Origin of the sequence: Pseudomonas sp. NY15181, from assembly GCF_048068055.1 — a bacterium.
In the GTDB taxonomy this organism is placed as follows: domain Bacteria; phylum Pseudomonadota; class Gammaproteobacteria; order Pseudomonadales; family Pseudomonadaceae; genus Pseudomonas.
Genome location: NZ_JBLUPT010000002.1, coordinates 558,234 through 581,405, shown reverse-complemented (window position 1 = coordinate 581,405; position 23,172 = coordinate 558,234). Strand labels below are relative to the sequence as shown.

The following is a 23,172-nucleotide window of genomic DNA, read 5'->3' as shown; positions in this document are numbered from 1 at the left end:
GGCCAAGCGGCGTATAACGCGGAGCGTTATACGCCCTACACCCTAGCTGGACTGCGTCGCCGGGATACTCGTGGAACGAGAACGCATCGAACTCAACCGATGCGGCGCCCGGCCCGAAAATCTGCCAACCTATTGCCGTTCCCGCTGTCTGACCCGTGCCCAAACCACCCGGAGAGCTCCCGATGCGCCGCTGGCTACCCGCCCTGCTACTGGCCACCACCCTGCCGTTGCACGCCGCCGAAACCAAGCCCACCTACGGCCCGGAGCTGGAGCGCTTCCAGTACGCCTTCCCGGTCGGTCACTACAGCTTCGTCTCCCAGGGCCATCACATGCACATGGCCTACATCGACGTGAAGCCCAAGCAGCAGGCCAACGGTCGTACCGTGGTGTTGCTGCACGGCAAGAACTTCTGCGCCGGCACCTGGGAAACCACCATCGCCGCGCTGAGCGACGCCGGCTACCGGGTCGTGGCGCCGGACCAGATCGGCTTCTGCAAATCCACCAAACCCGAGCGCTACCAGTACAGCTTCCAGCAGCTGGCGACCAACACCCACGCCCTGCTGGAACACCTGAAGGTCGGCAAGGTCACCCTGCTCGGCCACTCCACAGGCGGCATGCTCGCCACCCGCTACGCGCTGATGTACCCGCAGCAGGTCGAGCAGCTGGCGATGGTCAACCCCATCGGCCTGGAGGACTGGCAGGCCCTGGGCGTGCCCTACCGCACCCCGGACCAGTGGTACGAGCGCGAGCTGAAGACCAGCGCCGAGAGCATCCGCCAGTACGAGCAGGCGACCTATTACGCCGGCCAGTGGAAGCCCGAGTACGACAAGTGGGTGAACATGCTCGCCGGCCTGTTCAACGGCGCCGGCCACGAGCGCGTGGCGTGGAACTCGGCGCTGCTCTACGACATGATCTTCACCCAGCCGGTGGTCTACGAATTCGGCCAGCTGAAGATGCCGACCCTGCTGCTGATCGGCACCAAGGACAACACCGCCATCGGCAAGGACATCGCCCCGGCCGAGCTGAAGGCCAAGCTGGGCAACTACGCAGAGCTGGGCAAGCAGACCGCCAAGGCGATCCCCAATGCCACCCTGGTGGAGTTCGACGACCTCGGCCACGCGCCGCAGATCCAGGACCCCAAGCGCTTCCATGAGGCGCTGCTCAAGGGTCTGGCCGACCTCAAGCACTGATGAACCTTCCGCGATCTGTCGATCGCGGACGGAGTCCGCTCCTACGGCCCTTGAAACATCGGTGTGGATTCCCCCTCACCCCCACCCTCTCCCTCCGGGAGAGGGTGGGGGTGAGGGCCAGCAGAGGCACTGGGCCCGACCTGTAGGAGCGAGCTTGCTCGCGAACAAATCGCCCGGCAGCACCGGGGCCAAGCAGTTCGCGAGCAAGGACTCGGCGCCCCGACGGTCCAGCAAAAGAAACCGCAGCACTCAGCCCAAACAAAAACGCCGGCTCCCCTCGCGGCGAGCCGGCGTCGAGTGCCCCGAGCCCCGTCAGCCCAGGTTCTTGCCCAGCAGCGCGTGGTACAGCTCGCTGTCGCCGAGCACGCCCACCACGCGGTTCTTTTCCTGCAGCACCAGCTTGTGCCCGGTCTGGTAGCGGATCTGCAGCGCGTCGCGCATGCGGATGTTGACGTCCACCAGGGTCGGCTCGTGCTTGAGCTTTTCCACCGCGTCGCCCGGCTGCCACTGCTGCAGGTCGATGATGTTGCTGCCCAGGCGCGCGGCCTTGATCTGGTTGGTCTCGGTCAGGCCGAGCCAGCAGTCGCGGCCCTGGTCGAAGCACACCTCGTCGGCCTGGCGGCGGCACTGGTCCAGGCCACGCATGAGGCTGGAGCCGCACAGCACGTTGAGCGGGTTGGTGTGGGCGACGAAGGTACGCACGTAGTCGTCCGCCGGGCTGAGCACGATTTCCTCGGGCTTGCCGTGCTGGATGATGCGGCCGTCCTTCATGATCGCGATGCGCGTACCGATCTTCAGCGCCTCGTCCAGGTCGTGGCTGACGAAGACGATGGTCTTGTGCAGCTGGCGTTGCAGCACCAGCAGTTCATCCTGCAGCTGCTGGCGGATCAGCGGGTCCAGCGCGGAGAAGGGTTCGTCCATCAGCAGGATGTCGCCATCCATCGCCAGCGCGCGGGCCAGGCCGACGCGCTGCTGCATGCCGCCGGAGAGCGAGTCCGGACGCTTGTCGCGCCATTGCGACAGGCCGACCAGCTCCAGCTTCTCGTCGATCACCTTCTTCCGTTCGTTGGCCGGGCGGCCCTGCATTTCCAGACCGAAGCCGATGTTCTCGGCCACGGTCAGCCAGGGCATCAGCGCGAACTTCTGGAACACCATGGCGATGCGCTTGGTGCGCATGGTCTTGAGCGTTGCCGGCGAGCAGTTGGCGATGTCCACCTGCTGGCCTTCGTGCTCGATCAGCAGCTTGCCGCGGCTGACCCGGTTGAGGCCGTTGATGCAGCGCAGCAGGCTGGACTTGCCCGAGCCCGACAGGCCCATCATCACGCAGATTTCGCCGCGGTTGACGTCGAGGTTGGCGTTCTCCACCCCCAGGACCTGACCGGTGCGCTTGAGGATTTCCTCGCGACCCATGCCCTGGTCGAGCAGCTTGATGGCTTCCTTGGTGTGGGTACCGAAAATCACATCCACATTTTCGAATCGAATCGCCGACATAGTGCTTACCTCCCCCGCAGCGAACGTTGCTTGCACACCCGGTCGAGCAGGATGGCGAGCAGTACGATGGCCAGACCGGCCTCGAAGCCGAGGGAAATGTCCGCCGTGTTGAGCGCGTTGACCACGGGTTTACCCAGGCCATCGGCACCCACCAGCGCGGAGATGACGACCATCGACAGCGACAGCATGATGCATTGCGTGACCCCGGCGCCGATGCTGGGCATGGCGTGGGGCAGTTCGATACGGGTCAGCAGTTGCCAGCGCGAGCAACCGAAGGCCTTGCCGGCGTCCAGCAGTTCCGCCGGCACGTCCTGGATACCCAGGCAGGTCAGGCGGATGGGCGCGGCGATGGCGAAGATCACCGTGGAGATCAGACCCGGAACCACACCCAGGCCGAACAGGGTCAGGGTGGGGATCAGGTAGACGAAGGTGGGTACCGTCTGCATCAGGTCCAGTAGCGGCCTGAGCGCGGTGTAGAACCAGGGCTTGTGCGCCGCCAGGATGCCCAGCGGCACCCCGATGGCAATACACACGACCGTGGCGAAGATCACCTGCGCCAGGGTCTCCATGGTCTCCTGCCAGTACCCCAGGTTGAGGATCAGCAGCAGCGAGGCCAGGGCGAACGCCGCCAGGCCCCAGCTGCGCTGGATGTAGAACACCACGATTACCATTAGCGCGATCAGGGCCAGCGGGTTGAACCAGAGCAGGCTGTTGGTGACAGCGTGAATCAGGAACTCGAGGGTGTCGGAGATCTTGTCGAAAAACGCAGCGCCATGCTGGGTGAGCCACTCGACGAAGGCGGCGATGTGTTCACCCAGCGGGAGCTTGTGGTCAGTCAGAAACATAATGCGGGCCCATCAGAAGCTTGAGGAATCGGCCAACGGCAATTACTTCGGCACTTATTTCGAGAATGCCACCTTGGCTGCCGCCAAGGCCGGTTTGCCGTCACGGGTGGTCACGCCGGCGAGCCAGGCGTCGAGCAGTTCCGGATGGTCCTTCAACCAGGCTTTGGCCGCCTCTTCGGGCTTCTTGCCCCCGTTGAGCACGGCATCCATGAGTTTGTTTTCCATGTCCAGGGTGAAGGTCAGGTTGGTCAGCAGCTTGCCGACGTTCGAGCACTCCTGGACGTAACCCTTGCGGACGTTGGTATAGATGGTCGCGCCGCCGTAGTTGGGGCCGAATACGTCATCCCCGCCCTCGAGGTACTTCATCTTGAAGCGGGTGTTCATCGGGTGCGGTTCCCAGCCCAGGAACACGATCCACTGGTTGCGGCGGTCGGCGCGTCCGACCTGCGAGAGCATGCCGGCCTCGCTGGACTCAACCAGCTTGAACTTGCCCAGGTTGAACTGGTTCTTGTCGAGCATGCCCTGGACCAGGCGGTTGCCGTCGTTGCCCGGTTCGATGCCGTAGATCTTGTTGTCCAGCTTGTCGGCGAACTTGGCGATGTCGGCGAAGGACTTCAGGCCGCCGTCATAGGCCGCCTGGGTGACCGCCAGGGTGTACTTGGCGCCTTCCAGGTTGGCCTTCACGGTCTCCACCGAGCCGTTGTCGGCGTAGGGCTTGATGTCGTTGGCCATGCTCGGCATCCAGTTGCCGAGGAACACGTCCATGTCCTTGTTCGCCAGCGACTTGTAGGTCACCGGTACGGACAGCATGGTTACCTTGGTGGTGTAGCCAAGCGATTCGAGCACCTGGCGGGTGGTGGCCGTGGTCACGGTGATGTCGGTCCAGCCGACGTCGGAGAAGCGAACCGTGCCGCACGACTCAGGTTCAGCGGCCTGAACCGCCAGCGGCGCGCAAACGGACACAGCCAGCAGCAAAGACTTGCAACCTTTCATGGACGTACTCCTCTGCGGGGTGGGGCGCCGGCGCTACCCGCAGTGGGCGCGGCGGTCTCTTGTTGTTAGTAGGGCCAGGGTTGAGGCCCTTTTCTCGTCATTTCGTGATCGATCATGGAACAGGAAAAATTCGCCGCATACCGGGTGCGTCGCAACCAGTGCAGGCGAAGTCGCATTCAGCACCAGGCATGTCGCATCCAATTCAAAGGCCCGGTCCAGGCGACCTGCGAGGGTCGTGATCAGTCCTTGGCAAGGGACTTCGAACCCTCCGCCGCGCCGCCGGAAGCGCTCGGCGCGACACCCTGCAACCACATGTCCTGCACCTGCGGATTGGCCTTGAGCCAGCTCTTGGCGGCCTGCCGCGGATTGCGCCGCTCGTTGAGCACCGCATCCATCAGCTGGTTCTCCATCGCCAGGTCGAATTTCAGGTTCTTCAGCAGCCGCGCGACATTCGGGCACTCCTGAAGATAGCCTGCCCTGACGTTTGTGAAGACCGTGGCGCCGCCATAATTCGGCCCGAAGTAGGCATCGCCTCCGTCCAGGTACTTCATCTGCAGACGCGTATTCATCGGGTGAGGTTCCCAGCCCAGGAACACGATCGGCTGCTTCAGCGCCCCGGCGCGCTTCACGTAGGCCAGCATGTCAGCCTCGCTGGACTCCACCAGCTTGAAGTCGCCCAGGCCGAAGGCCTTCTCGTTGATCATCTTCTTGATCAACTGGTTGCCGTCGTTGCCCGGCTCGATGCCGTAGATGCGGCCGCCCAGCTGCTCCTTGAACTTGGCGATGTCGGCGAAGCTCTTCAGGCCTGCGTCATAGGCGTACTGGGGCACCGCCAGGGTGTACTTGGCGCCTTCGAGGTTGGCCCGCACGGTCTCCACCGTGCCCTTGTCGGCGAAGGGCTTGATGTCGCCCGCCATGCTCGGCATCCAGTTGCCGAGAAACACGTCGATCTTGCCCTCTGCCATGGACTTGTAGGTGTCCGGCACGGACAACCGCTCGACCTTGGTGCGGTAGCCCTGGTGGGCGAGCACCAGGCGGGTGACCGCCGTGGTGACGGTGATATCGGTCCAGCCCACGTCGGCGAAACGCACGACGGCACAGGATTCCGGCTCGGCAGCCCGGGCAACGCCCGGCAGTACCACGGATAACGCCAACAGCGACGACACAAGACTCTTCATGAGACCAGCCTCTGACTGCGGGGAAGGGGGCGCGCACGGTCCGATACCGTTCGTCGGGGTCGGATCATGGAACAAGGCGGATTCCCGCGCCTATCGACCAATCGACGTCCGGCCCCTGGATGTCGCGTCCAGACATGACCTCGTCGTCGACGGAACACCAACCCCCGCGTTACCGCCGCCGCGCCCTGCTGCTCGACGCCAACGGCGCTTTTGGATATGGCCAAGTCGGTGCCGGAAGGGGCCGCGCCAGCGCATGGGTCGATGATGGCGGCGCAACGCGGGCACAGGGACGTGCCCCCGCCCCCACCCTCGCAGGATGCGCAGCCCGCTCGGAGTCCGGCATGGCAATCAGTGTGTTCGACCTGTTCAAGATCGGTATCGGCCCCTCCAGCTCGCATACCGTCGGCCCCATGCGCGCCGCCGCGCTGTTCGTCGGCCACCTGGGCCAGCGCCAGCTGCTCGAACGCACCCGCCGTATCGAAGTCCGCCTATATGGCTCGCTGTCGGCCACCGGCGTCGGCCACGGCACCGACCGCGCGACCATCATGGGCCTGATGGGCGAATGGCCCGATCGCATCGACCCGCAGCAGATCGAGCCGCGCATGGCCGCCCTGCGTGAATCTGGCGAGCTGCTGCTGGCCGGCACCCACGCCGTGCCCTTCGACTGGGTGCGCGACATGCGCCTGCTCGACGAGAACCTGCCCTACCACCCCAACGCCATGCGCCTGACTGCCTTCGACAACGACGGCGAGCTGCACAGCGACACCTATTACTCCATCGGCGGCGGCTTCGTCGTCGACGAAGAGCAGGCCGCCTCTGGCAGCCTCGACACTGACAACACCGTCCTGCCCTACGACTTCTCCAGCGCCGCCGAACTGCTCACCCTGTGCCGCCGCCACAACCTGCGCGTGTCCGAGCTGATGATGGCCAATGAGCGCATGTGGCGCAGCGAAACCGACATCCGCGAGGGCCTCAAGGTCATCTGGCAGGCCATGCGCGACTGCGTGAACAGCGGCCTCAACCAGGAAGGCATCCTCCCCGGCGGCCTCAACGTGCAGCGCCGCGCCGCGCGCCTGCACCGCAGCCTGCAGGAAATCGGCAAGCCCAACGTCATCGGCTCCACCCTCTCCGCCATGGAGTGGGTCAACCTCTTCGCCCTGGCGGTGAACGAGGAAAACGCCGCCGGCGGGCGCATGGTCACCGCGCCCACCAACGGCGCGGCGGGGATCATCCCGGCGGTGCTGCACTACTATATGCGCTTCAACCCCGACGCCAGCGACGACGACGTCACCAACTACTTCCTGGCTGCCGCCGCCGTCGGCATCCTGTGCAAGAAGAACGCCTCCATCTCCGGCGCCGAAGTCGGTTGCCAGGGTGAAGTGGGCTCGGCCTGCGCCATGGCCGCCGCCGGCCTCGCCGAAGTCCTCGGCGCCAGCCCCGAGCAGGTGGAGAACGCCGCCGAGATCGGCCTGGAACACAACCTCGGCCTGACCTGCGACCCGGTCGGCGGGCTGGTCCAGGTGCCCTGCATCGAGCGCAACGCCATCGCCGCGGTGAAAGCCATCAACGCAGCCCAAATGGCCCTGCGCGGCGACGGCCAGCACTTCATCAGCCTCGACCAGGTGATCCGCACCATGCGCGACACCGGCGCCGACATGCACGACAAGTACAAGGAAACTTCCCGCGGCGGCCTCGCCGTCAGCAGCATCGAGTGCTGACCCCAAAATCGACCACTCGGTCGTAAAAACGCCACAATATGGCGCAGCAGTACGCGCGTACCGATCACCCAACGAGCGTTACCGTTTGGCGCAAAGCACCGCCGGCACCGTGACCGGCGAGTGCTACCGAAATCCCCAGGCCCCACCTCATACGTATTTGCGACCTGCAGCGGGTCGCAATCCGACCCGTTAAAAACGGCATTCCCATGCCGTTTTCTTTTTTTATTGAACGCTCAATCAATGTAGGCATGGCATTTGCCTTGCAATACGTAGAGGAACAGCCAGGGGACCGCCCATGGCGGACTTTCCCCAGCAGACAACAAACATAAGAAACGCCTCCCAAGAGGCGACTGTGACTAGCGTGAGGTGATCGAATGAACGCGTTCAACCCCGGAGTTCCCCCGCAAAACCGAGCTCCGCAGTCCATCGGCTTCCTGCTGTTGGACAACTTCACCCTGATCTCCCTGGCCTCGGCGGTGGAACCGCTGCGCATGGCCAACCAGCTATCCGGTCGCGAACTCTACCGCTGGCACACCCTGAGCCTCGACGGCCGCCAGGTCTGGGCCAGCGATGGCCTGCAGATCACCCCCGACGCTTCCTGCGACAGCGCCCCGCAGATGGACACCCTGATCGTGGTCGGCGGCGTCGGCATCCAGCGCAGCGTCACCCGCGAACACGTCACCTTCCTCCAGGCGCAAGCGCGCCACGGCCGCAAGCTGGGCGCCGTGTGCACCGGCAGCTGGGCCCTGGCCCGCGCCGGCCTGCTCGACGGCTACGACTGCAGCGTGCACTGGGAATGCCTGGCCGCCATGCAGGAAGCCTTCCCCCGCGTGGCCATGAGCACCCGCCTGTTCTCCATCGACCGCAACCGATTCACCTCCTCCGGCGGCACCGCGCCGATGGACATGGTGCTGCACCTGATCGGTCGCGAGCATGGCCGCGAACTCTCCGCCGCCATCTCCGAGATGTTCATCTACGAACGTATCCGCAACGAACAGGACCACCAGCGCGTGCCGCTCAAGCACATGCTCGGCACCAACCAGCCGAAGCTGCAGGAAATCGTCGCGCTGATGGAAGCCAACCTCGAAGAGCCCATCGACCTCGACGAACTGGCCGTCTACGTCAACGTCTCGCGCCGCCAGCTCGAGCGTCTGTTCCAGAAGTACCTGCACTGCTCGCCGTCGCGCTACTACCTGAAGCTGCGCCTGATCCGCGCGCGCCAGCTGCTCAAGCAGACCTCCATGTCGATCATCGAAGTCGCCTCGGTTTGCGGCTTCGTCTCCACCCCGCACTTCTCCAAGTGCTACCGCGAATACTTCGGCATCCCGCCGCGCGACGAACGCCAGGGCCAGCCGATCGGCCAGCCGGTCATGGTCATGCCCATCCCGCAGGACCTGGCCCTCATGCCCAACTCCTCGGCCATCTCCGCCCTCAGCCAGGCCCAGGGCGAATCCACCTTCGCCAGCGTGCGCGTGCTCTGACAACCGGCTAACGCCAAAGCGCCCTCTCACACCGAACAGCCCCCTCTCCCTCCGGGAGAGGGTTGGGGTGAGGGCAACTCCGCGCACAGAGATTCCCCTTCGTAGAAGCAACTGTCTTCTGGGCTCCCGCGTTCGCGGGAGTGACGGTGTTATGCACCATCCTCCGCACACGTCATCCCCGCGAACGCGGGGGATCCAGAAAACTATGTCGAAGCAGACTGAGGGCCCCTGATCGCGGATAAATCCGCTCCTACGAAAAGCGGCTACCGCCCCTCCAGCTCCATCAACCGCGCCGCATCGACTACGCGCATCCACAACCGCCCCTGCCAATCCAGCACCGCCACCTGCTGCCCCTGCATCTCCCGGAACTGGTGGCGCGGCAACAGCGCGTTGTGCTGCTCCGCCTCGCGCAAAACCGGCGCCACCTCATTGCTCAACCACTGCCGCAGGCTGCGGTTCTCCGGGTGGTAGAAGTGCAGCATCAACAGCGCATACACACCGCTTTCGCTCACCAGCAGCTCATCCTCCTCCGCGCCCGCCAGGCGCTCCCAGCGCGACTGGTCCGGGTCCAGCTTCTGCGCCACGCGCGGGCCCAGGTGGCTGGCCGTGAGCTTGGCCAGGTCACGCAGGACGAACCACGCCTGCTGATCGATCAGCACGCCACGCAGCCGCCGGCTGTAACGCACGAAGGAATGAGGAATCAGGCCGTCTTCGGCCGAGAAGGACGTCGAAGTATTCATGCTGTAGCTCCTTGCTCATGACAGGAAGCCGCCGCCCGAAACATCCGAAAAGGGAGGCGGACCGTGCAAGGGTGGAAAACCGGAGAACTTACGAAAGAAGACCGGCCGGACTGAAGTCCGCCTCACACGGTCCGCCATAGAAAACCAGAGCAAATCGACTTTGATGGCCGATCATCTCTGCTATGGCGTTCGTAAGTTCTAAGCAGGTTTCCACACCTGACCACGCCGAAACGTGGTGCCAGGAACGCTACGCAGAGGGCTTGTAAGACCGCAACGCCGGCGCAGTGTAGGGCGTTTCCCCAAATCCCCCGCACTAAAGAGCGCGACCGAGGAAAATATTCCTCACCGGGAGAACGTCGTCTCCTTGTAGGAGCAACTGTCTTCTTCTGGGGAGTCCGTGCCGATGCATCCCCCTCACCCCAGCCCTCTCCCTCAAGGGAGAGGGAGCAGTCCGAGCCGGCTGACGCGAAGGTTTCATCCTGCACCGAACGGTCCCCTCTCCCCCTGGGAGAGGGTTAGGGTGAGGGCCGTCCCGAGTGCAGATGTATCTGGTAGGAGCGGACCTTGTCCGCGAAATCCATCGCGGAAGAATCTGTAGCCGAAGGAGCTTGCTGCCGTACGGCGCCCGTGCAGGAGCGTTCCATACCCGCGAATCGCGCACACGGCCAGCTTCTGAAGACCGGCTCCGATGCCTACAGCGGCAGACTGAGCTGCCACGACACCCCGAACCTGTCGCTCACCCAGCCAAAGCGCCGACTGAAACCGTAGACCCCCAACGGCATATAGACCCGCCCACCCTCGGCCAGCACATCGAAAATCCGATCCAGCACATCCTGCGAATCGAACTCCACGAAGATCGAACAGGACGGCGTGAAATCGAAGTCATGCTTCACCGGGCTGTCCGAGCACATGAACGCCTGCCCGCACACCACGAAGCGCGCCACCTTGATCGTCCCCTCCGGCCCCGGCTCACCGGCGGCGTAACGCTCCACGTGCAGCACGCGGGAATCGGGGAAGGTGGCGAGGTACAAATCCAGCGCCGACTGCGCGACGCCGCCCTGGAACATGAGGAAGGGGGTGGCTTGGGCCATGACGGCTCTCCTTCGGTTGAAGGGGGCAGTCTAGGTCACGAGTAGGCCGTTTCCGAATCGATCGGGTCTCGTCGCCTGAATAAGCCCATGGGGTTAGTTTCACCTTTGCGCATCGTCTCACTCGAGGAGAAGTGACCATGCAATGTCCGGTCTGCGGTCAGGCTGACCTGGTGCACGCCATTCGCGACCTCCCCTATTCCTACAAGGGGCAGGCCACCACCATTGCCCAGGTTGAGGCCGACTGGTGCGATGCCTGTGGAGAATCCATCTTCGGGCCAGACGAAAGCGAGCGCGTCATGCAGGCCATGGCAAAGCACCGCCGTCAGGTGAACCAGGACCGGCTACCAAATGCTGATCCGTGAGGTCCGCAAGGATTGGCCGAGGAAGTGCGCCGAGACTGAAAAAGAGGACAGATTTAATTCCCGCACTCCAATCCGACTTTGGAGTAGAAAAATGAACCTGCCCCCTTGCGGTCCACTACTTCAGAGCGTCCTTCATGAACTGCAGTCTCTCGACAATCCCCTGACTGGCACCAGGGCCAGGCGCCAGGTCGCATTCATCCCAAGGCACCACCCTGCCGTCCACTTCATCGACCATCATCGGGCGCAGCGGCCTTCCTGAAGTCCTGTCCACAACCTGTACGGCGATCTCATCCGAGACGAAGTGCTGATTGCCCCAGGCGATCAAGGCATAAAGCACGACCTGCAGATCCCTCCCTTTTCCGGTCGGGATGTACTCGTGTCGGAGCGGTTTGACGCAGTAGGCGCGGCGCTCCAGCAGCCCAGCCTCCACGAGCGCGTTCAGCCTGCGGGTCAGCATGTTGGGAGCGATGTTCAGGCTTTTGGAGAACTCGTCGAATCGGGATACCCCCTGCAGCGCGTCGCGCATGATCAGCAGGCTCCACCATTCGCCAACCTGCTCCAGGCTGAGGGCGATCGGGCATAGGGAGTCAGAGAGGGTCTTACGCTGCATAGGCATCGCTCATGGTTGTCCGGAAAAAATCCGCTCCGGATGTGACTTTCATTATGATAGTAACTTCCTTTACCCAGGTATTTAACCGTAAAGGAGCGAAGCCTTCATGAGAAAGCGTGTCGTCGTTACCGGAATGGGGGCGGTTACACCGCTCGGTCGAGGTGTTGAACTCGTATGGGAGCGACTGCTCGCAGGTGCCTCGGGTATTCGTGCCCTGCCAGAGGAGCTGATTGGCGATCTGGCCGTGCGCATCGGCGGTCAGGTACCCGGGCTTGAGACAGATCCTCTGGGCGGGTTTGACCCTGACAGCGTTCTTTCCCAGAAGGAGCAGCGCAAGGTCGATCGCTTCATCCTGTTCGCCTTGGCCGCAGCGGAAGACGCCCTGGCACAGGCCCAATGGGCGCCGACCTCCGCCATCGAGCAGGAGCGCACTGCCACCATCATCGCCTCGGGCATCGGCGGCTTCCCGGCCATTGCGGACGCGGTGCGTGCCACCGACAGCAAAGGCCCACGCCGTCTCTCGCCGTTCACCATACCGTCCTTCCTCTGCAACCTCGCCGCCGGCCAGGTCTCCATTCGCCACCATTTGAAAGGCCCCCTGGGGGCACCGGTCACGGCCTGTGCCGCCGGCGTACAGGCCATTGGTGACGCGGCTCGCATGATCAGGTCCGGCGAAGTGGACATCGCGCTGTGTGGGGGCGCGGAAGCCGCCATTCACAGAGTCAGCCTCGCGGGTTTTGCTGCCGCGCGAACCTTGGCGAGCGCTTTCAATGATGCCCCCGAAAAAGCCTCTCGCCCCTTCGATAGCGCGCGGGACGGCTTCGTCATGAGCGAGGGCGCGGGCCTTCTGGTGATCGAAGAACTCGAGCACGCCCTGGCACGCGGAGCCACGCCCATCGCAGAACTGATCGGCTACGGAACCAGCGCCGACGCCTACCACATCACCTCGGGGCCGGAAGATGGAGACGGGGCCCAACGGGCCATGCGCCAGGCATTGCAGCAAGGCGGCGTCGCACCGGGCCAGGTCGGCCACCTGAACGCACATGCCACGTCGACGCCGGTTGGCGACAACGCCGAGCTGGCGGCGATCAAGGCCGTCTTCGGAGAGACGTCGCCCGTGATCAGCGCCACCAAATCCTCGACGGGCCACCTGCTCGGCGCGGCGGGAGGGATCGAGGCCATCTTCACCGTGCTGGCCCTGCGGGACCAGGTAGCGCCACCGACACTGAATCTGGAGAACGCCGATCCCTCCTCCGAGGGCTTGGACATTGCCCGCACAAGAACGGAGCTGGCGACCGACTACGCACTGTCGAATGGATTTGGCTTCGGTGGTGTAAATGCCAGTGTGCTGTTCAAGAAATGGCAGGGTGAGTAAGGGGGCGTCAGCTGCCAGATCGACGGTGGGGAGGGGAGCTCCGGCGGCTCGCCCATGAGAACTTCCCCGCCACAGGCAGGGAAGTTGATTTGGACGCTTGGACGGGACATGGGAATCGGCGCACAGGAGCAGCCCTCCCGTGAGCCCAATTTTCAGGGCTTGGGCACCAGCGCCGGCAGCAGTTGGCGGGAGATCGCCTCGCGCACGGCGGGCAGCAAAGTGGCGTTGCCGACGAGCAGTTCCTCCACCAGGCGGCGCAGGGCCATGGAGCGTTCCGGGGTCAGGGCGCGCACGGCGTATTCGCAGGCCTGCTCGGCGGTGACGTCCGGCGGTACGGCAAAGCCCAGCGCCTGCAGGCGCTCACGGAAATCGTCCTGGTCGATCAGGTCGGCGTGCATCATGGCAGTTCTCCTGGGAGCGGCTTGGTTTCCACCGATTCTGGTAAGCCCGGCGAGGGGCGGCAAGCACCCGGTCGATGGAATGTCCTCAACGGGCACGCGCAGGTCGTTTTCGGCTAACCGCACGGGCGACCCGACAGGCAGACTGAAATCCATGCACAACCCGTGAGCCTTGCCGGCCCGGGCCTTGAACACACTGAGAGCCAGACACCGGCTCGCTTTGTCCCCTGTCACGCGTCGGGCGTCCCAGGGGATTTTTTTTGCCCTCGCGCTAGACACCCGCGCGGCAGTGCCGCCAGAAACACTCCAGGCCCGGCGAGAGGAACTTGTCGCGCTGGCGCAGCATGTAGAAGCGCCGCCGCAGCGGTGGCAGGCTGCTGCGCAGCTCCACCAGCGCCCCGCAGGCCAGCTGTTCCTCGACCACCCAGCGCGACAGGCAACTGATCCCCAGCCCGGCGGCGACGCTGTGCTTGATCGCCTCGGAGCTGCCCAGGTCCCGGCTGTCCTCCAGGTAATGCAGGTGGCGCAACAGGGCATGGCTGACCTGCTCGCGCGTCCCCGAACCCGGCTCGCGCAGCAACCAGCGGGCGCGGCGCAACTGCTCGCGGGAGACCTGCGGCCGCGACGCCAGCGGATGCCCCGGCGCCGCCACCACGATCAGGCTGTCCTCCAGCCAGGGTTCCACCAGCAATCCCGGCTCGTGGCAGGGCCCTTCGATCAGGCCGATGTCCGCGGCGAAGGCCGCCACCTCGCCCACCGCCGAGCCGGTGTTGCCGATGTTCGCGTTCACCCGGACGCTCGGCTGCACCTGCTCGAAGGACGCCAGCAGGCGCGGCAGCACGTAGTTGCCGATGGTGCTGCTGGCGGTCACCGTCAGGCTCGCCTGGGGCGTGGCGGAGGCCATGAATTGCTGCTCCAGCTGCGCCATGCCGTCCAGCAGGCGTTGCGCCTGGGGCAAGAAGCGGCGACCGACCTCGCTCAGTTGCAGGCGCTTGCCGACCCGGTCGAACAGGCGCGTGGACAATTGCGACTCCAGCTCGTTGAGGGCCGCGCTGGTGGCCGACTGCGACAGCGAAATGGATTCCGCCGCCGCCGTGGTGCTGCCGGTGCGGGCCACCGCGCAGAAGATCTGAAGCTGGCGAAAACTCAGGGCCATGGACTTATCTACCTGTTTTTCAGGTATTTAATACAGGAACTATTCGTTTAACAAATTAATACCCGGCTCTTACCGTGCACCTTGTGACCTCACCAGAGGAGCGAAGGATGCACACCCTCTCCGTCTTTACGGCCAACCGACCACCGGCCCGGAAACTCCTGCCCGGCCTGTTCCTGGGCGCAGCCCTGGCCAGCGCGTCATTTCTCCTGGGATGTACGCATTGGCCGCACTACAACGGCATCTGCGTGCCGATCCGACTGATCCTGGCATGAAGGAGCCGACCGCATGAGCGATTCCCAGCAGCGCGGCGGCCTCGATCGCCGCCACTTCCTCCAGGCCGCCCTGCTCACGGGCGCGGGCCTGGCCACCCAGCCACTCCAGGCACTGGCGGCGAACGTCGTCCGGCAGCCCTTCGCCAACGGCGAGCGGGAGCTGGTCGCCTATCCGCAGAAGCGCCCGCTGATGCTGATCACCACGCGTCCTCCGCATCTGGAAACGCCCTTCGAGGTGTTCGACGAGAGCCTGCTGACGCCCAACGACGCCTTTTTCGTGCGCTATCACCTGGCCAACCTGCCCACCCGCATCGACCCGGCCAGCTATCGCCTGCGCGTGCACGGCCAGGTCCGCCAGGCGCTGGACCTCGACCTGCCGACACTCAAGGCGCTGGGCGAGGCCGCGGAGGTGGTCGCGGTCAACCAGTGTTCCGGCAACAGCCGTGGCTATTTCGAGCCACGGGTCTTCGGCGCCCAGCTGGGCCACGGCTCGATGGGCAATGCCCGTTGGGTCGGCCTGCCGCTGCGCACAGTGCTGAACCACGCCGGCGTGCTGGACGGCGCTCGCCAGGTCACCTTCCGTGGCCTCGACCAGCCTGTGCTGCCGGCTACGCCGAGCATGACCAAGGCCATCGATATCGAGCACGCGCTGAGCGCCGAACCGCTGATCGCCTGGAGCATGAACGGCGAAGACCTGCCCCTGCTCAACGGCTACCCGATCCGCCTGGTGCTACCCGGTTACTTCGGCACTTATTGGATCAAGCACCTGAGCGAGATCGAAGTCATCGACCACGAGTTCGACGGCTTCTTCATGCAGAAGGCCTACCGCGTCCCCGACAACGATTGCCAGTGCCTGCCGGCCGGCAGCACGCTGGGCGCCAGCCGCCCCATCGGCCGCCTGCCGGTGCGTTCGTTCGTGACCAGCCTGCGCGAGGGGCAGACCCTTCAGCTGGGACAGAACCAGGCCCTGCGCGGGATCGCCTTCGACGGCGGCAGTGGTATCCGCAGTGTGGAGATTTCCGACGACGGCGGTCGCAGCTGGCAACCCACGCGGCTCGGCGAGGACCTGGGCAATTACTCGTTCCGCGAATGGCGTGCGGAATGGCGGCCACGCCAGCGCGGCGTCATTCACCTGCAAGTGCGGGCCCGGAACGCACGGGGCGACACGCAGCCGGCGGAGCCGACCTGGAACCCCGGCGGCTATGCCCGCCACTCGATCGAATCGCTGCCGCTGCACATCATCTAGAACAGGAACGCCTGCCATGCCTGCAATCAGATTCCTGCTCGCGCTCGCCTGCTCCGGCCTGCTGGCGACAGCCGTGCGGGCCGAGCCCGTGAGCATCGAGCTGCCCACGGAAACCGCACGCCTGACGCCTTCGGAACTGCCCGGCTACGCCATCGCCAACCAGAAATGCACCCTCTGCCATTCGGCGGACTACATCCAGCTGCAGCCTCCCGGCATGAGCGAAAGCCAATGGCGTGGGGAAGTCGCGAAGATGCAGCATGCCTACGGCGCGCCGGTCGACGATCGCCAGGCCGATGCCATCGCTGCCTATCTGGCCGACGCCTATTCCGGCAAGCCTCGCGCCCAGGCCGTCGCCACAGCGCCGGCACCGACGCCAGCCAGCCCGGCGCAGCAGGATGCCCGCAGCCTGCTCGACGCCAACGGTTGCCTGGGTTGCCATGCCCTCGACCGCACGGTGGTCGGCCCGGCCTACCAGGCGGTGGCCGGGCGCTATCGAGGTGATCCGCAGGCGCTGCAGAGCGTGACCGAGCACATTCGCCAAGGCGGCGTCGGGCGCTGGGGACAGATCCCGATGCCGCCGTTCCCGGCGCTGGACGATGTGCAATTGAAGACGCTGGCCGAGTTCATCCTCGGCCAGCCAGCGCCCTAGCGGAGGAAGCGCCGCAGCGCTTGGTAGAGCGCCCGGTACAGGGCCTCCACCTCCTCCACGCCGCGAGCACGCAGGGCGCCATGCACCAGGCCATGGCCGGGGAAGAACTCGCAGTCGACTCCGGCCTCGCGTAACGCCATGCAGTAGCGCTCACCGTCATCGCGCAGCGGGTCGAACTCGGCGACGGCGACGAATGCCGGCGGCAGGCCACGGAAGTCGCCAGAGCGCAGTGGCAACGCCAGCGGATCACGCCAATCGCCAGCATGGGGCAGGTAGGCCGCCAGACAGGCGTCGAGGTCTTCCCGCGACAACAGTGGCGCATCGGCACAGGACGTCCGCGAAGGTGTCTCGCCGTCCCCCAGTGCGGGGTAGATCAGCAGCTGTCCACCGGGTTGCGGCTCGCCCGCCTCACGCAAGGCCAGGCACAGGGCGACGGCAAGGTTTCCACCTGCGCTGTCACCCATCACCAGCAGCCGTGAGGTATCGACTGGTTCGCCCAGAGTGCCGCTGCGCAGGCGCCGCCAGACGGCGAGGCAGTCATCCAGCGCGGCGGGATACGGGTGCTCCGGCGCCAGCCGATAGTCCACCGCCACCACCAGCGCGCCCAGCTCGAGCGCCAACTCGGCGGTGATGAACTCATGGGAACCCAGGCCACCCAGCGTCCAGCCGCCGCCGTGCAGGTAGAGCACGGTGGGCCAGCCGGTAGCGGGTGGAAGATCGGCCGGACGGTACAGGCGTACGGTGGGCAGGCGGTCCAGGCACAGCTCACTGATGCGCAAGCCCGGCGGACGCGGCGGGGTGAAGTCGGCCGCCATACGCTCGTAAGACGCGCGCTGGGCAGTGATGGAAGGGTCCTTCGTGGCGTAGGACTGGGTCCTCGCGACGAAGGCCCGCATGGTGTCAGACAGCGGATAGTGCCGCGTCATCGGCGATCAACCCGGCAGGCCAATCGTGCGCCCGACATAGTCCGGGCGCGGCAATGTGCGGTGTGCCTCGGCCAGCTGCAGCACGCGCTCCAGCACCACACCTTCGAAAGGTGCCGAGCGTGCGCCACCTTCGAGATTCACGTGCAGCAGCATCTGTTCGCTGGCGGCCAGGGCGAGGTCTTCGCCGGCGCGATGCAGGCTGTGGAAGATGTGCAGGCGCTTGCGGTCATGGGCGATCAGCTGGGTGCGCACCTCCACCTGCTCGTCCTGCTTCACTTCGTGCAGGTAGTTGAGGTGGACTTCGAGGGTGAACAGCGAGTCGTTCGTCGCGGCGCGGTGCTCGGCGTCTAGGCCCAGGTGATCCATCAGGGCGTCGGTGGCGTAGCTGAACAGCAGCAGGTAGAAGGCATCACGCAGGTGGCCGTTGTAGTCGGTCCACTCGGCGAGGATGGGGGTTTCGTAGGTTTTCAGGGCGTGCATGGCATGACTTCCGTGAGGCCCTCACCCCAGCCCTCTCCCTGAGGGAGAGGGGGCGGTTCGGAGCGGGTGATGAACCGTGAGGTTAGTCGGCGAAGGCGAAGCCGTGTTTGGCCTTGGTGTCCTTGATGGCGCCCAGCACGGCCAGCAGGCAGTCGTCGCGGTAGCGTTCCAGCTCGGCGATGCTGCGCGAGCCCTGCTGTTCGGCGGTGCCTTCCACCACTCGGTCGATCAGGGTTTCGGTCAGTTCCGGAGCCGGCAGGTAGGTCCAGGGGAGCTGCAGGGCCGGGCCGAACTGGGCCATGAAGTGGCGCATCCCGGCGTTGCCGCCGGCCAGGGTGTAGGTGAGGAAGGTGCCCATGAAGGACCAGCGCAGGCCGGCGCCGAAGCGGATGGCGTCGTCGATCTCGCCGGTGCTGGCGACGCCGTCGTTGACCAGGTGCAGCGCCTCGCGCCAGAGCGCTTCGAGCAGGCGGTCGGCGATGAAGCCGGGCACTTCCTTGCGCACGTGCAGCGGACGCATGCCGAGGGACTCATAGACCTTGATCGCCGCCTGCACGGCTTCCGGCGCGGTCTTCTCGCCGCCCACCACTTCCACCAGCGGCAGCAGGTAGACCGGGTTGAACGGGTGGCCGACCACGCAGCGCTCGGGGTGCGTGGCGTCGGCGTAGAACTCGCTGGGCAGCAGCCCCGAAGTGCTGGAGCCGATCAGGGCGTTGGGCTTGGCGGCGGCGCTGATCTTGGTGTGCAGCTCGCACTTGAGGTCGAGGCGTTCGGGGGCGCTTTCCTGGATGAAGTCGGCATCGCACACACACTCTTCGATGGTGGCGACGAAGCGCAGGCGGTCCTGCGAGGCGCCGGGGGCCAGGCCCGCTTTTTCCAGCGCCGGCCAGGCATTGGCGATGCGGGCGCGCAAGGCGGCTTCGGCGCCGGGGGCCGGGTCCCAGGCGATGACGTCGAGGCCGTGGGCCAGGGCGCGGGCGACCCAGCCGCTGCCGATGACGCCGCTGCCGAGGGCGGCGAAGGTTTTGATTTGGGTGATAAAGGACATGGAAAGCACTCCAAAGAGGGGCAGTGGCACCGTGTAGGAGCGAGCTTGCTCGCGAACAGAGTCAACCGGCAGCTCAAGAGCTGGGCGGGTTCGCGAGCAAGCTCGCTCCTACGAAGGGCGTGGCGGTCAGTTCATACGGCGGAATCAACGGGCCTTGAGGTTCATCTTCTTGCGCCCTTCGGCCGGGGTCAGGGCGCGCCCGCCGAGGCGTTCGATGATCTCGATGGCGCGTTCGACCAGTTGGCCGTTGCTGGCATGCACGCCACGGTCGAGCCAGATGTTGTCCTCCAGGCCGACGCGCACGTTGCCGCCCAGCAGCATGGCCTGGGCAACCATGGGCATCTGCGAGCGACCGATGCCGAAGCCGGCCCAGGTCAGGCCCGGCGGCAGGTTGTCGGCCATGGCCTTCATGGTGGTGGTGTCGGCCGGCGCGCCCCACGGGATACCGAGGCAGATCTGGATCAGCGGGTCTTCCAGCAGGCCTTCCTTGAGCATCTGCTTGGCGAACCAGAGGTGGCCGGTGTCGAAGATTTCCAGCTCGGCCTTCACGCCCAGCTCGGTGATGCGCTTGGCGCCAGCGCGCAGCTGGGCCGGGGTGGAGACGTAGATGAAGTCGCCGTCGCCGAAGTTCAGGGTGCCGCAGTCCAGGGTGCAGATTTCCGGCAGCAGTGCCTCGACGTGGGCCAGGCGCTCGATGGGACCGACCAGGTCGGTGCCGGCGCCGAACTCCAGCGGCCGTTCGCCCTTGCCGATCTCGAGGTCGCCGCCCATGCCGGCGGTGAGGTTGATGATGACGTCGGTGTCACTCTCACGGATGCGCTCGACCACTTCGCGGTAGAGGTTCACGTCGCGGCTGGGCTTGCCGGTCTGCGGGTCGCGGACGTGGCAGTGGGCGACGGTGGCGCCAGCCTTGGCGGCCTCGATGGCGGCGGCGGCGATTTCCTTGGGGGTGACGGGGATGGCCGGGTGCTTGCCGACGGTGTCGCCGGCGCCGGTCACCGCGCAGGTGACGATGACTTCGTAATTCACGGTGGGCATTCCTTCTTGTGGGCGAACGGAACCCCTGCGCGGCGGTGCGCAGGGCGTTCCGCAGGGAGTTACTTGAGCGAGACCTGAACGGCGCCGAGGCCGTCCTTGCCGTCGAAGGTGGTCACGCCGGCGAGCCACTTCTGCAGGGACTCGGGGTGCGCCTTGAGCCAGGCCTTGGCGGCATCCACCGGCTGGGTGCGGTCGAGGATCGGCGCCATCACCTGGCTGACCTGTTCGCTGGTGAAGCTCAGGTTGTGCAGCAGCTTGGCGACGTTGCCGCACTGCTGCTGGTAGCCGCCAGCGGTCATGATGGAGACGGTGGCGGAGCCTTCGTTGGGGCCGAACGCGTCGTCGCTGCCGGAGAGGTATTTCATGTCGATCTGCAGGTTCATCGGGTGCGGCTTCCAGCCGAAGAACACCACCCACTGCTCGCGCTTGATGGCGCGCTTGACCGCGGTGAGCATGCCGGCCTCGCTGGACTCGACGATCTGGAAGCCCTTCAGGCCGAACTTGTCGTCGGCGATCATCTTCGCGGTGATGCGGTTGGAACCGCTGCCCGGCTCGATCAGGTAGATCTTGTTGTCGAGCTTGTCGCGGAACTTGGCGATGTCGGCGAAGGTTTTCAGGCCACCATTGTAGACATAGGTCGGCACGGCGTAGGTGGACTGCGCGTCGGGCAGGGTGGGCGGGGAGATGACGTCGATCTGCTGCTTGTCGAGGTAGGGCTTGGCGACCGGCTGCATGGTCGGCTGCCAGTAGCCGAGGAAGACATCCAGCTGCTTGTCGGCCATGCCGGCAAGAACGATCTGCTGCGAGGCGCTGGTCTGCTTGACCTTGTAGCCCAGGCCGTCGAGCACGGCTTCGGCAATTGCACTGCTGGCCACCACGTCGGTCCAGTTCACCGACCCCATACGTACGTTCTGGCATTGCGCGGGCTCGGCGGCCCAGGTGGTGTTGGCGGCGAGTAACAGCGCGGCGCAGCCGACCGCTTTGATCGTTGACTTCATGACATCTCCCACAAGGCCTTTGCGGCGCTGGTTATCGTTGTTGTTTGTCATGCGGTCCCTCAGGGCGGGACTGGTGTTCACGTTACGCAGCCAAAGACCCCGCGAATCGCACTGGGGCGACCAGCTCTTGCACAGCAGCGACCACCCCGATTGCCAGCGCCGGCGAATTGCACTATGCCAGTCGAACGCCTCCCGGCCGCCGCCTTGAATCGCACGGTATCCAACATGTCCCAAGACTTCTGGTTCCTGCTGTTGCCCGGCTTTTCCGTGATGGGTTTCGTCTCCGCCGTGGAGCCGCTGCGCGTGGCCAACCGCTTCCGTAGCGAGCTCTACCGCTGGCACCTGATGAGCCTCGACGGCGGGCCGGTGCTGGCCAGCAATGGCATGTCGATGAACGCCGACAGTGGCCTGGAAGCGCTCAAGAAAGGCGACACGTTGCTGGTGGTCGCCGGCTTCGAGCCGCTGCGCGCCTGTACCCCGGCGCTGCTGCACTGGCTGAAACGACTCGACCGCGATGGCGTGATCCTGGGCGGCATCGACACCGGCAGCTTCGTGCTGGCCGAGGCCGGGCTGCTGGCGCGGCAGCGCTGTACTGTGCACTGGGAGGCCCTGGAGGCCTTCCGGGAGACTTATCCACAGGTGGAGGCGACCCAGGAGCTGTTCGAGATCGACGGCCCGCGCATCACCTCCGCCGGCGGCACGGCATCCATCGACCTGATGCTCGATCTGATCGCCCAGGACCACGGCCCGGAGCTGGCGGTGCAGGTCTCCGAGCAATTCGTGGTCGGCCGTATCCGCACCCGCCAGGACCACCAGCGCCTGCAGGTGGCCAGCCGCTACGGGGTGAGCAACCGCAAGCTGGTGCAGGTGATCGGCGAGATGGAGCGCCACACCGAGCCGCCGCTTTCCACGCTGGAGCTGGCCGAGCACATCCAGGTCACCCGGCGCCAGCTGGAGCGGCTGTTCCGCCTGCACCTGCACGACACGCCGTCGAACTTCTACCTCGGCCTGCGCCTGGACAAGGCGCGCCAGCTGCTGCGCCAGACCGACATGAGCGTGCTGGAGGTCGGCGTGGCCTGCGGCTTCGAGACGCCCTCCTACCTGTCGCGCAGTTACCGGGCGAAGTTCGGGGTGTGCCCGAGCCAGGACCGGGTGGGATTGCGCAAGGCAGTGGCGAAAGCGGCAGCACCGCCGGCATGAATACCGTGTAGGGGCGAGCTTGCTCGCGAACAAGAACCCGCTGCGGGAGCGTTCGCGAGCAAGCTCGCTCCCACGAAAAGCGCATTGGCAATATCTGTGGGATTACCGTCATTTACCCAGAACCGGGACATACGGAGGATGCACACAGGTTCCTCATCCACTGCCCCTCGGAGACCACCATGAGCGAAGCCCGTCCCCCTCTCCCGCCCTTCACCCGGGAAACCGCCATCCAGAAGGTCCGCCTCGCCGAAGACGCCTGGAACAGCCGCGATCCGCAGCGCGTATCGCTGGCCTACAGCACCGACAGCCACTGGCGTAACCGCGCGACCTTCCTTGAGGGCCGCGAGCAGATCGTCGAATTCCTCACCGCAAAATGGGTCCGCGAGCAGGAATACCGGCTGATCAAGGAGCTCTGGGCCTTCACCGACAACCGCATCGCGGTGCGCTTCGCCTACGAGTGGCACGACGACTCGGGCAACTGGTTCCGCTCCTATGGCAACGAGAACTGGGCGTTCGATGAGAACGGCCTGATGTTCGAGCGGCGCGCCAGCATCAACGACCTGCCGATCCGCGAGGACGAGCGCCTGTTCCACTGGCCGCAGGGTCGGCGGCCGGATGATCATCCGTCGTTGAGCGATCTGGGGCTGTAACCTTCGGGGCACGACAGGACCAGGGACGGCAGGGGGC

Annotated in this window: 24 protein-coding genes; 10 read left to right on the top strand and 14 right to left on the bottom strand. The window is 65.4% G+C overall.

The features are described from left to right. Positions 1-182: 182 nt before the first annotated feature. Positions 183-1,190 (top strand): alpha/beta fold hydrolase, encoded by a 1,008-nt coding sequence (locus ACNFBT_RS08175; protein ID WP_416748166.1) that lies wholly within the window; start codon positions 183-185, stop codon positions 1,188-1,190. Positions 1,191-1,502: 312 nt separating this feature from the next. Here ACNFBT_RS08175 and choV read toward each other — a convergent pair whose 3' ends face one another. The 4 genes from choV to ACNFBT_RS08155 all read right to left on the bottom strand — a co-directional run bounded on the left by choV (position 1,503) and on the right by ACNFBT_RS08155 (position 5,697). Continuing rightward, positions 1,503-2,681: a choline ABC transporter ATP-binding protein gene (choV, locus tag ACNFBT_RS08170; protein ID WP_416748164.1), complete on the bottom strand. Its 1,179-nt coding sequence runs from the start codon at positions 2,679-2,681 to the stop codon at positions 1,503-1,505. A gap of 5 nt (positions 2,682-2,686) precedes the next feature. Next, positions 2,687-3,526 (bottom strand): choline ABC transporter permease subunit, encoded by an 840-nt coding sequence (gene choW / locus ACNFBT_RS08165; protein WP_416748162.1) that lies wholly within the window; start codon positions 3,524-3,526, stop codon positions 2,687-2,689. A gap of 54 nt (positions 3,527-3,580) precedes the next feature. Further along, the gene (locus ACNFBT_RS08160; protein WP_416748160.1) at positions 3,581-4,519 is read right to left on the bottom strand and encodes a choline ABC transporter substrate-binding protein; all 939 of its coding nucleotides are present in this window, start codon (positions 4,517-4,519) and stop codon (positions 3,581-3,583) included. Between the two features lie 239 nt (positions 4,520-4,758). Continuing rightward, positions 4,759-5,697, bottom strand: a complete 939-nt coding sequence (locus ACNFBT_RS08155; RefSeq protein ID WP_416748158.1) for a choline ABC transporter substrate-binding protein — start codon at positions 5,695-5,697, stop codon at positions 4,759-4,761. Positions 5,698-6,038: 341 nt separating this feature from the next. Here ACNFBT_RS08155 and ACNFBT_RS08150 point away from each other — a divergent pair, with 341 nt between their 5' ends. Together ACNFBT_RS08150 and ACNFBT_RS08145 are read left to right on the top strand one after the other, a co-directional pair. Then, a complete protein-coding gene (locus ACNFBT_RS08150) occupies positions 6,039-7,415 on the top strand; it encodes an L-serine ammonia-lyase (protein ID WP_416748156.1) in 1,377 nt (458 codons plus the stop codon). A 374-nt stretch (positions 7,416-7,789) separates the two neighbouring features. Then, positions 7,790-8,896 (top strand): GlxA family transcriptional regulator, encoded by a 1,107-nt coding sequence (locus ACNFBT_RS08145; RefSeq protein WP_152227726.1) that lies wholly within the window; start codon positions 7,790-7,792, stop codon positions 8,894-8,896. Between the two features lie 263 nt (positions 8,897-9,159). On the opposite strand, the gene ACNFBT_RS08140 is transcribed toward ACNFBT_RS08145, so the two are convergent. Next, on the bottom strand, positions 9,160-9,636 hold the full coding sequence (locus ACNFBT_RS08140) for a Bro-N domain-containing protein (RefSeq protein WP_416748153.1): 477 nt from the start codon (positions 9,634-9,636) through the stop codon (positions 9,160-9,162). A gap of 692 nt (positions 9,637-10,328) precedes the next feature. After that, positions 10,329-10,727: a VOC family protein gene (locus tag ACNFBT_RS08135; RefSeq protein WP_416748152.1), complete on the bottom strand. Its 399-nt coding sequence runs from the start codon at positions 10,725-10,727 to the stop codon at positions 10,329-10,331. Positions 10,728-10,864: 137 nt separating this feature from the next. On the opposite strand from ACNFBT_RS08135, the gene ACNFBT_RS08130 reads away from it, so the two are divergent. Continuing rightward, on the top strand, positions 10,865-11,089 hold the full coding sequence (locus ACNFBT_RS08130) for a type II TA system antitoxin MqsA family protein (RefSeq protein ID WP_416748150.1): 225 nt from the start codon (positions 10,865-10,867) through the stop codon (positions 11,087-11,089). Positions 11,090-11,204: 115 nt separating this feature from the next. On the opposite strand, the gene ACNFBT_RS08125 is transcribed toward ACNFBT_RS08130, so the two are convergent. Continuing rightward, positions 11,205-11,699: a winged helix-turn-helix transcriptional regulator gene (locus ACNFBT_RS08125; protein ID WP_416748148.1), complete on the bottom strand. Its 495-nt coding sequence runs from the start codon at positions 11,697-11,699 to the stop codon at positions 11,205-11,207. A 106-nt stretch (positions 11,700-11,805) separates the two neighbouring features. Here ACNFBT_RS08125 and fabF point away from each other — a divergent pair, with 106 nt between their 5' ends. Continuing rightward, positions 11,806-13,074: a beta-ketoacyl-ACP synthase II gene (fabF, locus tag ACNFBT_RS08120; RefSeq protein WP_416748146.1), complete on the top strand. Its 1,269-nt coding sequence runs from the start codon at positions 11,806-11,808 to the stop codon at positions 13,072-13,074. Positions 13,075-13,226: 152 nt separating this feature from the next. On the opposite strand, the gene ACNFBT_RS08115 is transcribed toward fabF, so the two are convergent. Both ACNFBT_RS08115 and ACNFBT_RS08110 read right to left on the bottom strand, forming a co-directional pair. Beyond that, positions 13,227-13,475, bottom strand: coding sequence for a hypothetical protein (locus ACNFBT_RS08115; RefSeq protein ID WP_416748144.1), 249 nt, complete (start codon positions 13,473-13,475; stop codon positions 13,227-13,229). 268 nt (positions 13,476-13,743) lie between these two features. Next, on the bottom strand, positions 13,744-14,628 hold the full coding sequence (locus tag ACNFBT_RS08110) for a LysR family transcriptional regulator (protein ID WP_416748142.1): 885 nt from the start codon (positions 14,626-14,628) through the stop codon (positions 13,744-13,746). A gap of 107 nt (positions 14,629-14,735) precedes the next feature. Here ACNFBT_RS08110 and ACNFBT_RS08105 point away from each other — a divergent pair, with 107 nt between their 5' ends. Genes ACNFBT_RS08105 through ACNFBT_RS08095 form a run of 3 tightly spaced genes read left to right on the top strand, consistent with a single transcriptional unit; the run spans position 14,736 to position 16,795 of the window. Then, positions 14,736-14,900 (top strand): hypothetical protein, encoded by a 165-nt coding sequence (locus ACNFBT_RS08105; RefSeq protein ID WP_416748140.1) that lies wholly within the window; start codon positions 14,736-14,738, stop codon positions 14,898-14,900. A 13-nt stretch (positions 14,901-14,913) separates the two neighbouring features. Continuing rightward, a complete protein-coding gene (locus ACNFBT_RS08100; RefSeq protein ID WP_416748138.1) occupies positions 14,914-16,146 on the top strand; it encodes a molybdopterin-dependent oxidoreductase in 1,233 nt (410 codons plus the stop codon). A 16-nt stretch (positions 16,147-16,162) separates the two neighbouring features. Further along, positions 16,163-16,795, top strand: a complete 633-nt coding sequence (locus ACNFBT_RS08095; RefSeq protein ID WP_416748136.1) for a c-type cytochrome — start codon at positions 16,163-16,165, stop codon at positions 16,793-16,795. On the opposite strand, the gene ACNFBT_RS08090 is transcribed toward ACNFBT_RS08095, so the two are convergent. The 5 genes from ACNFBT_RS08090 to choX form a co-directional block, all read right to left on the bottom strand. Further along, positions 16,792-17,721 carry an alpha/beta hydrolase gene (locus ACNFBT_RS08090; protein WP_416748134.1) on the bottom strand — a complete coding sequence of 310 codons (930 nt, stop codon included), beginning with the start codon at positions 17,719-17,721 and terminating at the stop codon, positions 16,792-16,794. The genes ACNFBT_RS08095 and ACNFBT_RS08090 overlap by 4 nt on opposite strands. 6 nt (positions 17,722-17,727) lie before the next feature. Beyond that, the gene (locus ACNFBT_RS08085; RefSeq protein ID WP_416748132.1) at positions 17,728-18,201 is read right to left on the bottom strand and encodes a thioesterase family protein; all 474 of its coding nucleotides are present in this window, start codon (positions 18,199-18,201) and stop codon (positions 17,728-17,730) included. An 82-nt stretch (positions 18,202-18,283) separates the two neighbouring features. Next, a complete protein-coding gene (locus ACNFBT_RS08080) occupies positions 18,284-19,249 on the bottom strand; it encodes an L-carnitine dehydrogenase (RefSeq protein WP_416748130.1) in 966 nt (321 codons plus the stop codon). A gap of 144 nt (positions 19,250-19,393) precedes the next feature. Beyond that, positions 19,394-20,278: a 3-keto-5-aminohexanoate cleavage protein gene (locus tag ACNFBT_RS08075; protein WP_416748128.1), complete on the bottom strand. Its 885-nt coding sequence runs from the start codon at positions 20,276-20,278 to the stop codon at positions 19,394-19,396. Positions 20,279-20,346: 68 nt separating this feature from the next. Beyond that, positions 20,347-21,285, bottom strand: a complete 939-nt coding sequence (gene choX, locus ACNFBT_RS08070) for a choline ABC transporter substrate-binding protein (RefSeq protein WP_416748126.1) — start codon at positions 21,283-21,285, stop codon at positions 20,347-20,349. A 225-nt stretch (positions 21,286-21,510) separates the two neighbouring features. Between choX and ACNFBT_RS08065 the strand changes: the two genes are divergently transcribed. Both ACNFBT_RS08065 and ACNFBT_RS08060 read left to right on the top strand, forming a co-directional pair. Beyond that, positions 21,511-22,485 carry a GlxA family transcriptional regulator gene (locus ACNFBT_RS08065; protein ID WP_416748124.1) on the top strand — a complete coding sequence of 325 codons (975 nt, stop codon included), beginning with the start codon at positions 21,511-21,513 and terminating at the stop codon, positions 22,483-22,485. A 179-nt stretch (positions 22,486-22,664) separates the two neighbouring features. Further along, a complete protein-coding gene (locus tag ACNFBT_RS08060) occupies positions 22,665-23,135 on the top strand; it encodes a DUF1348 family protein (RefSeq protein ID WP_416748122.1) in 471 nt (156 codons plus the stop codon). Positions 23,136-23,172: the final 37 nt, after the last annotated feature.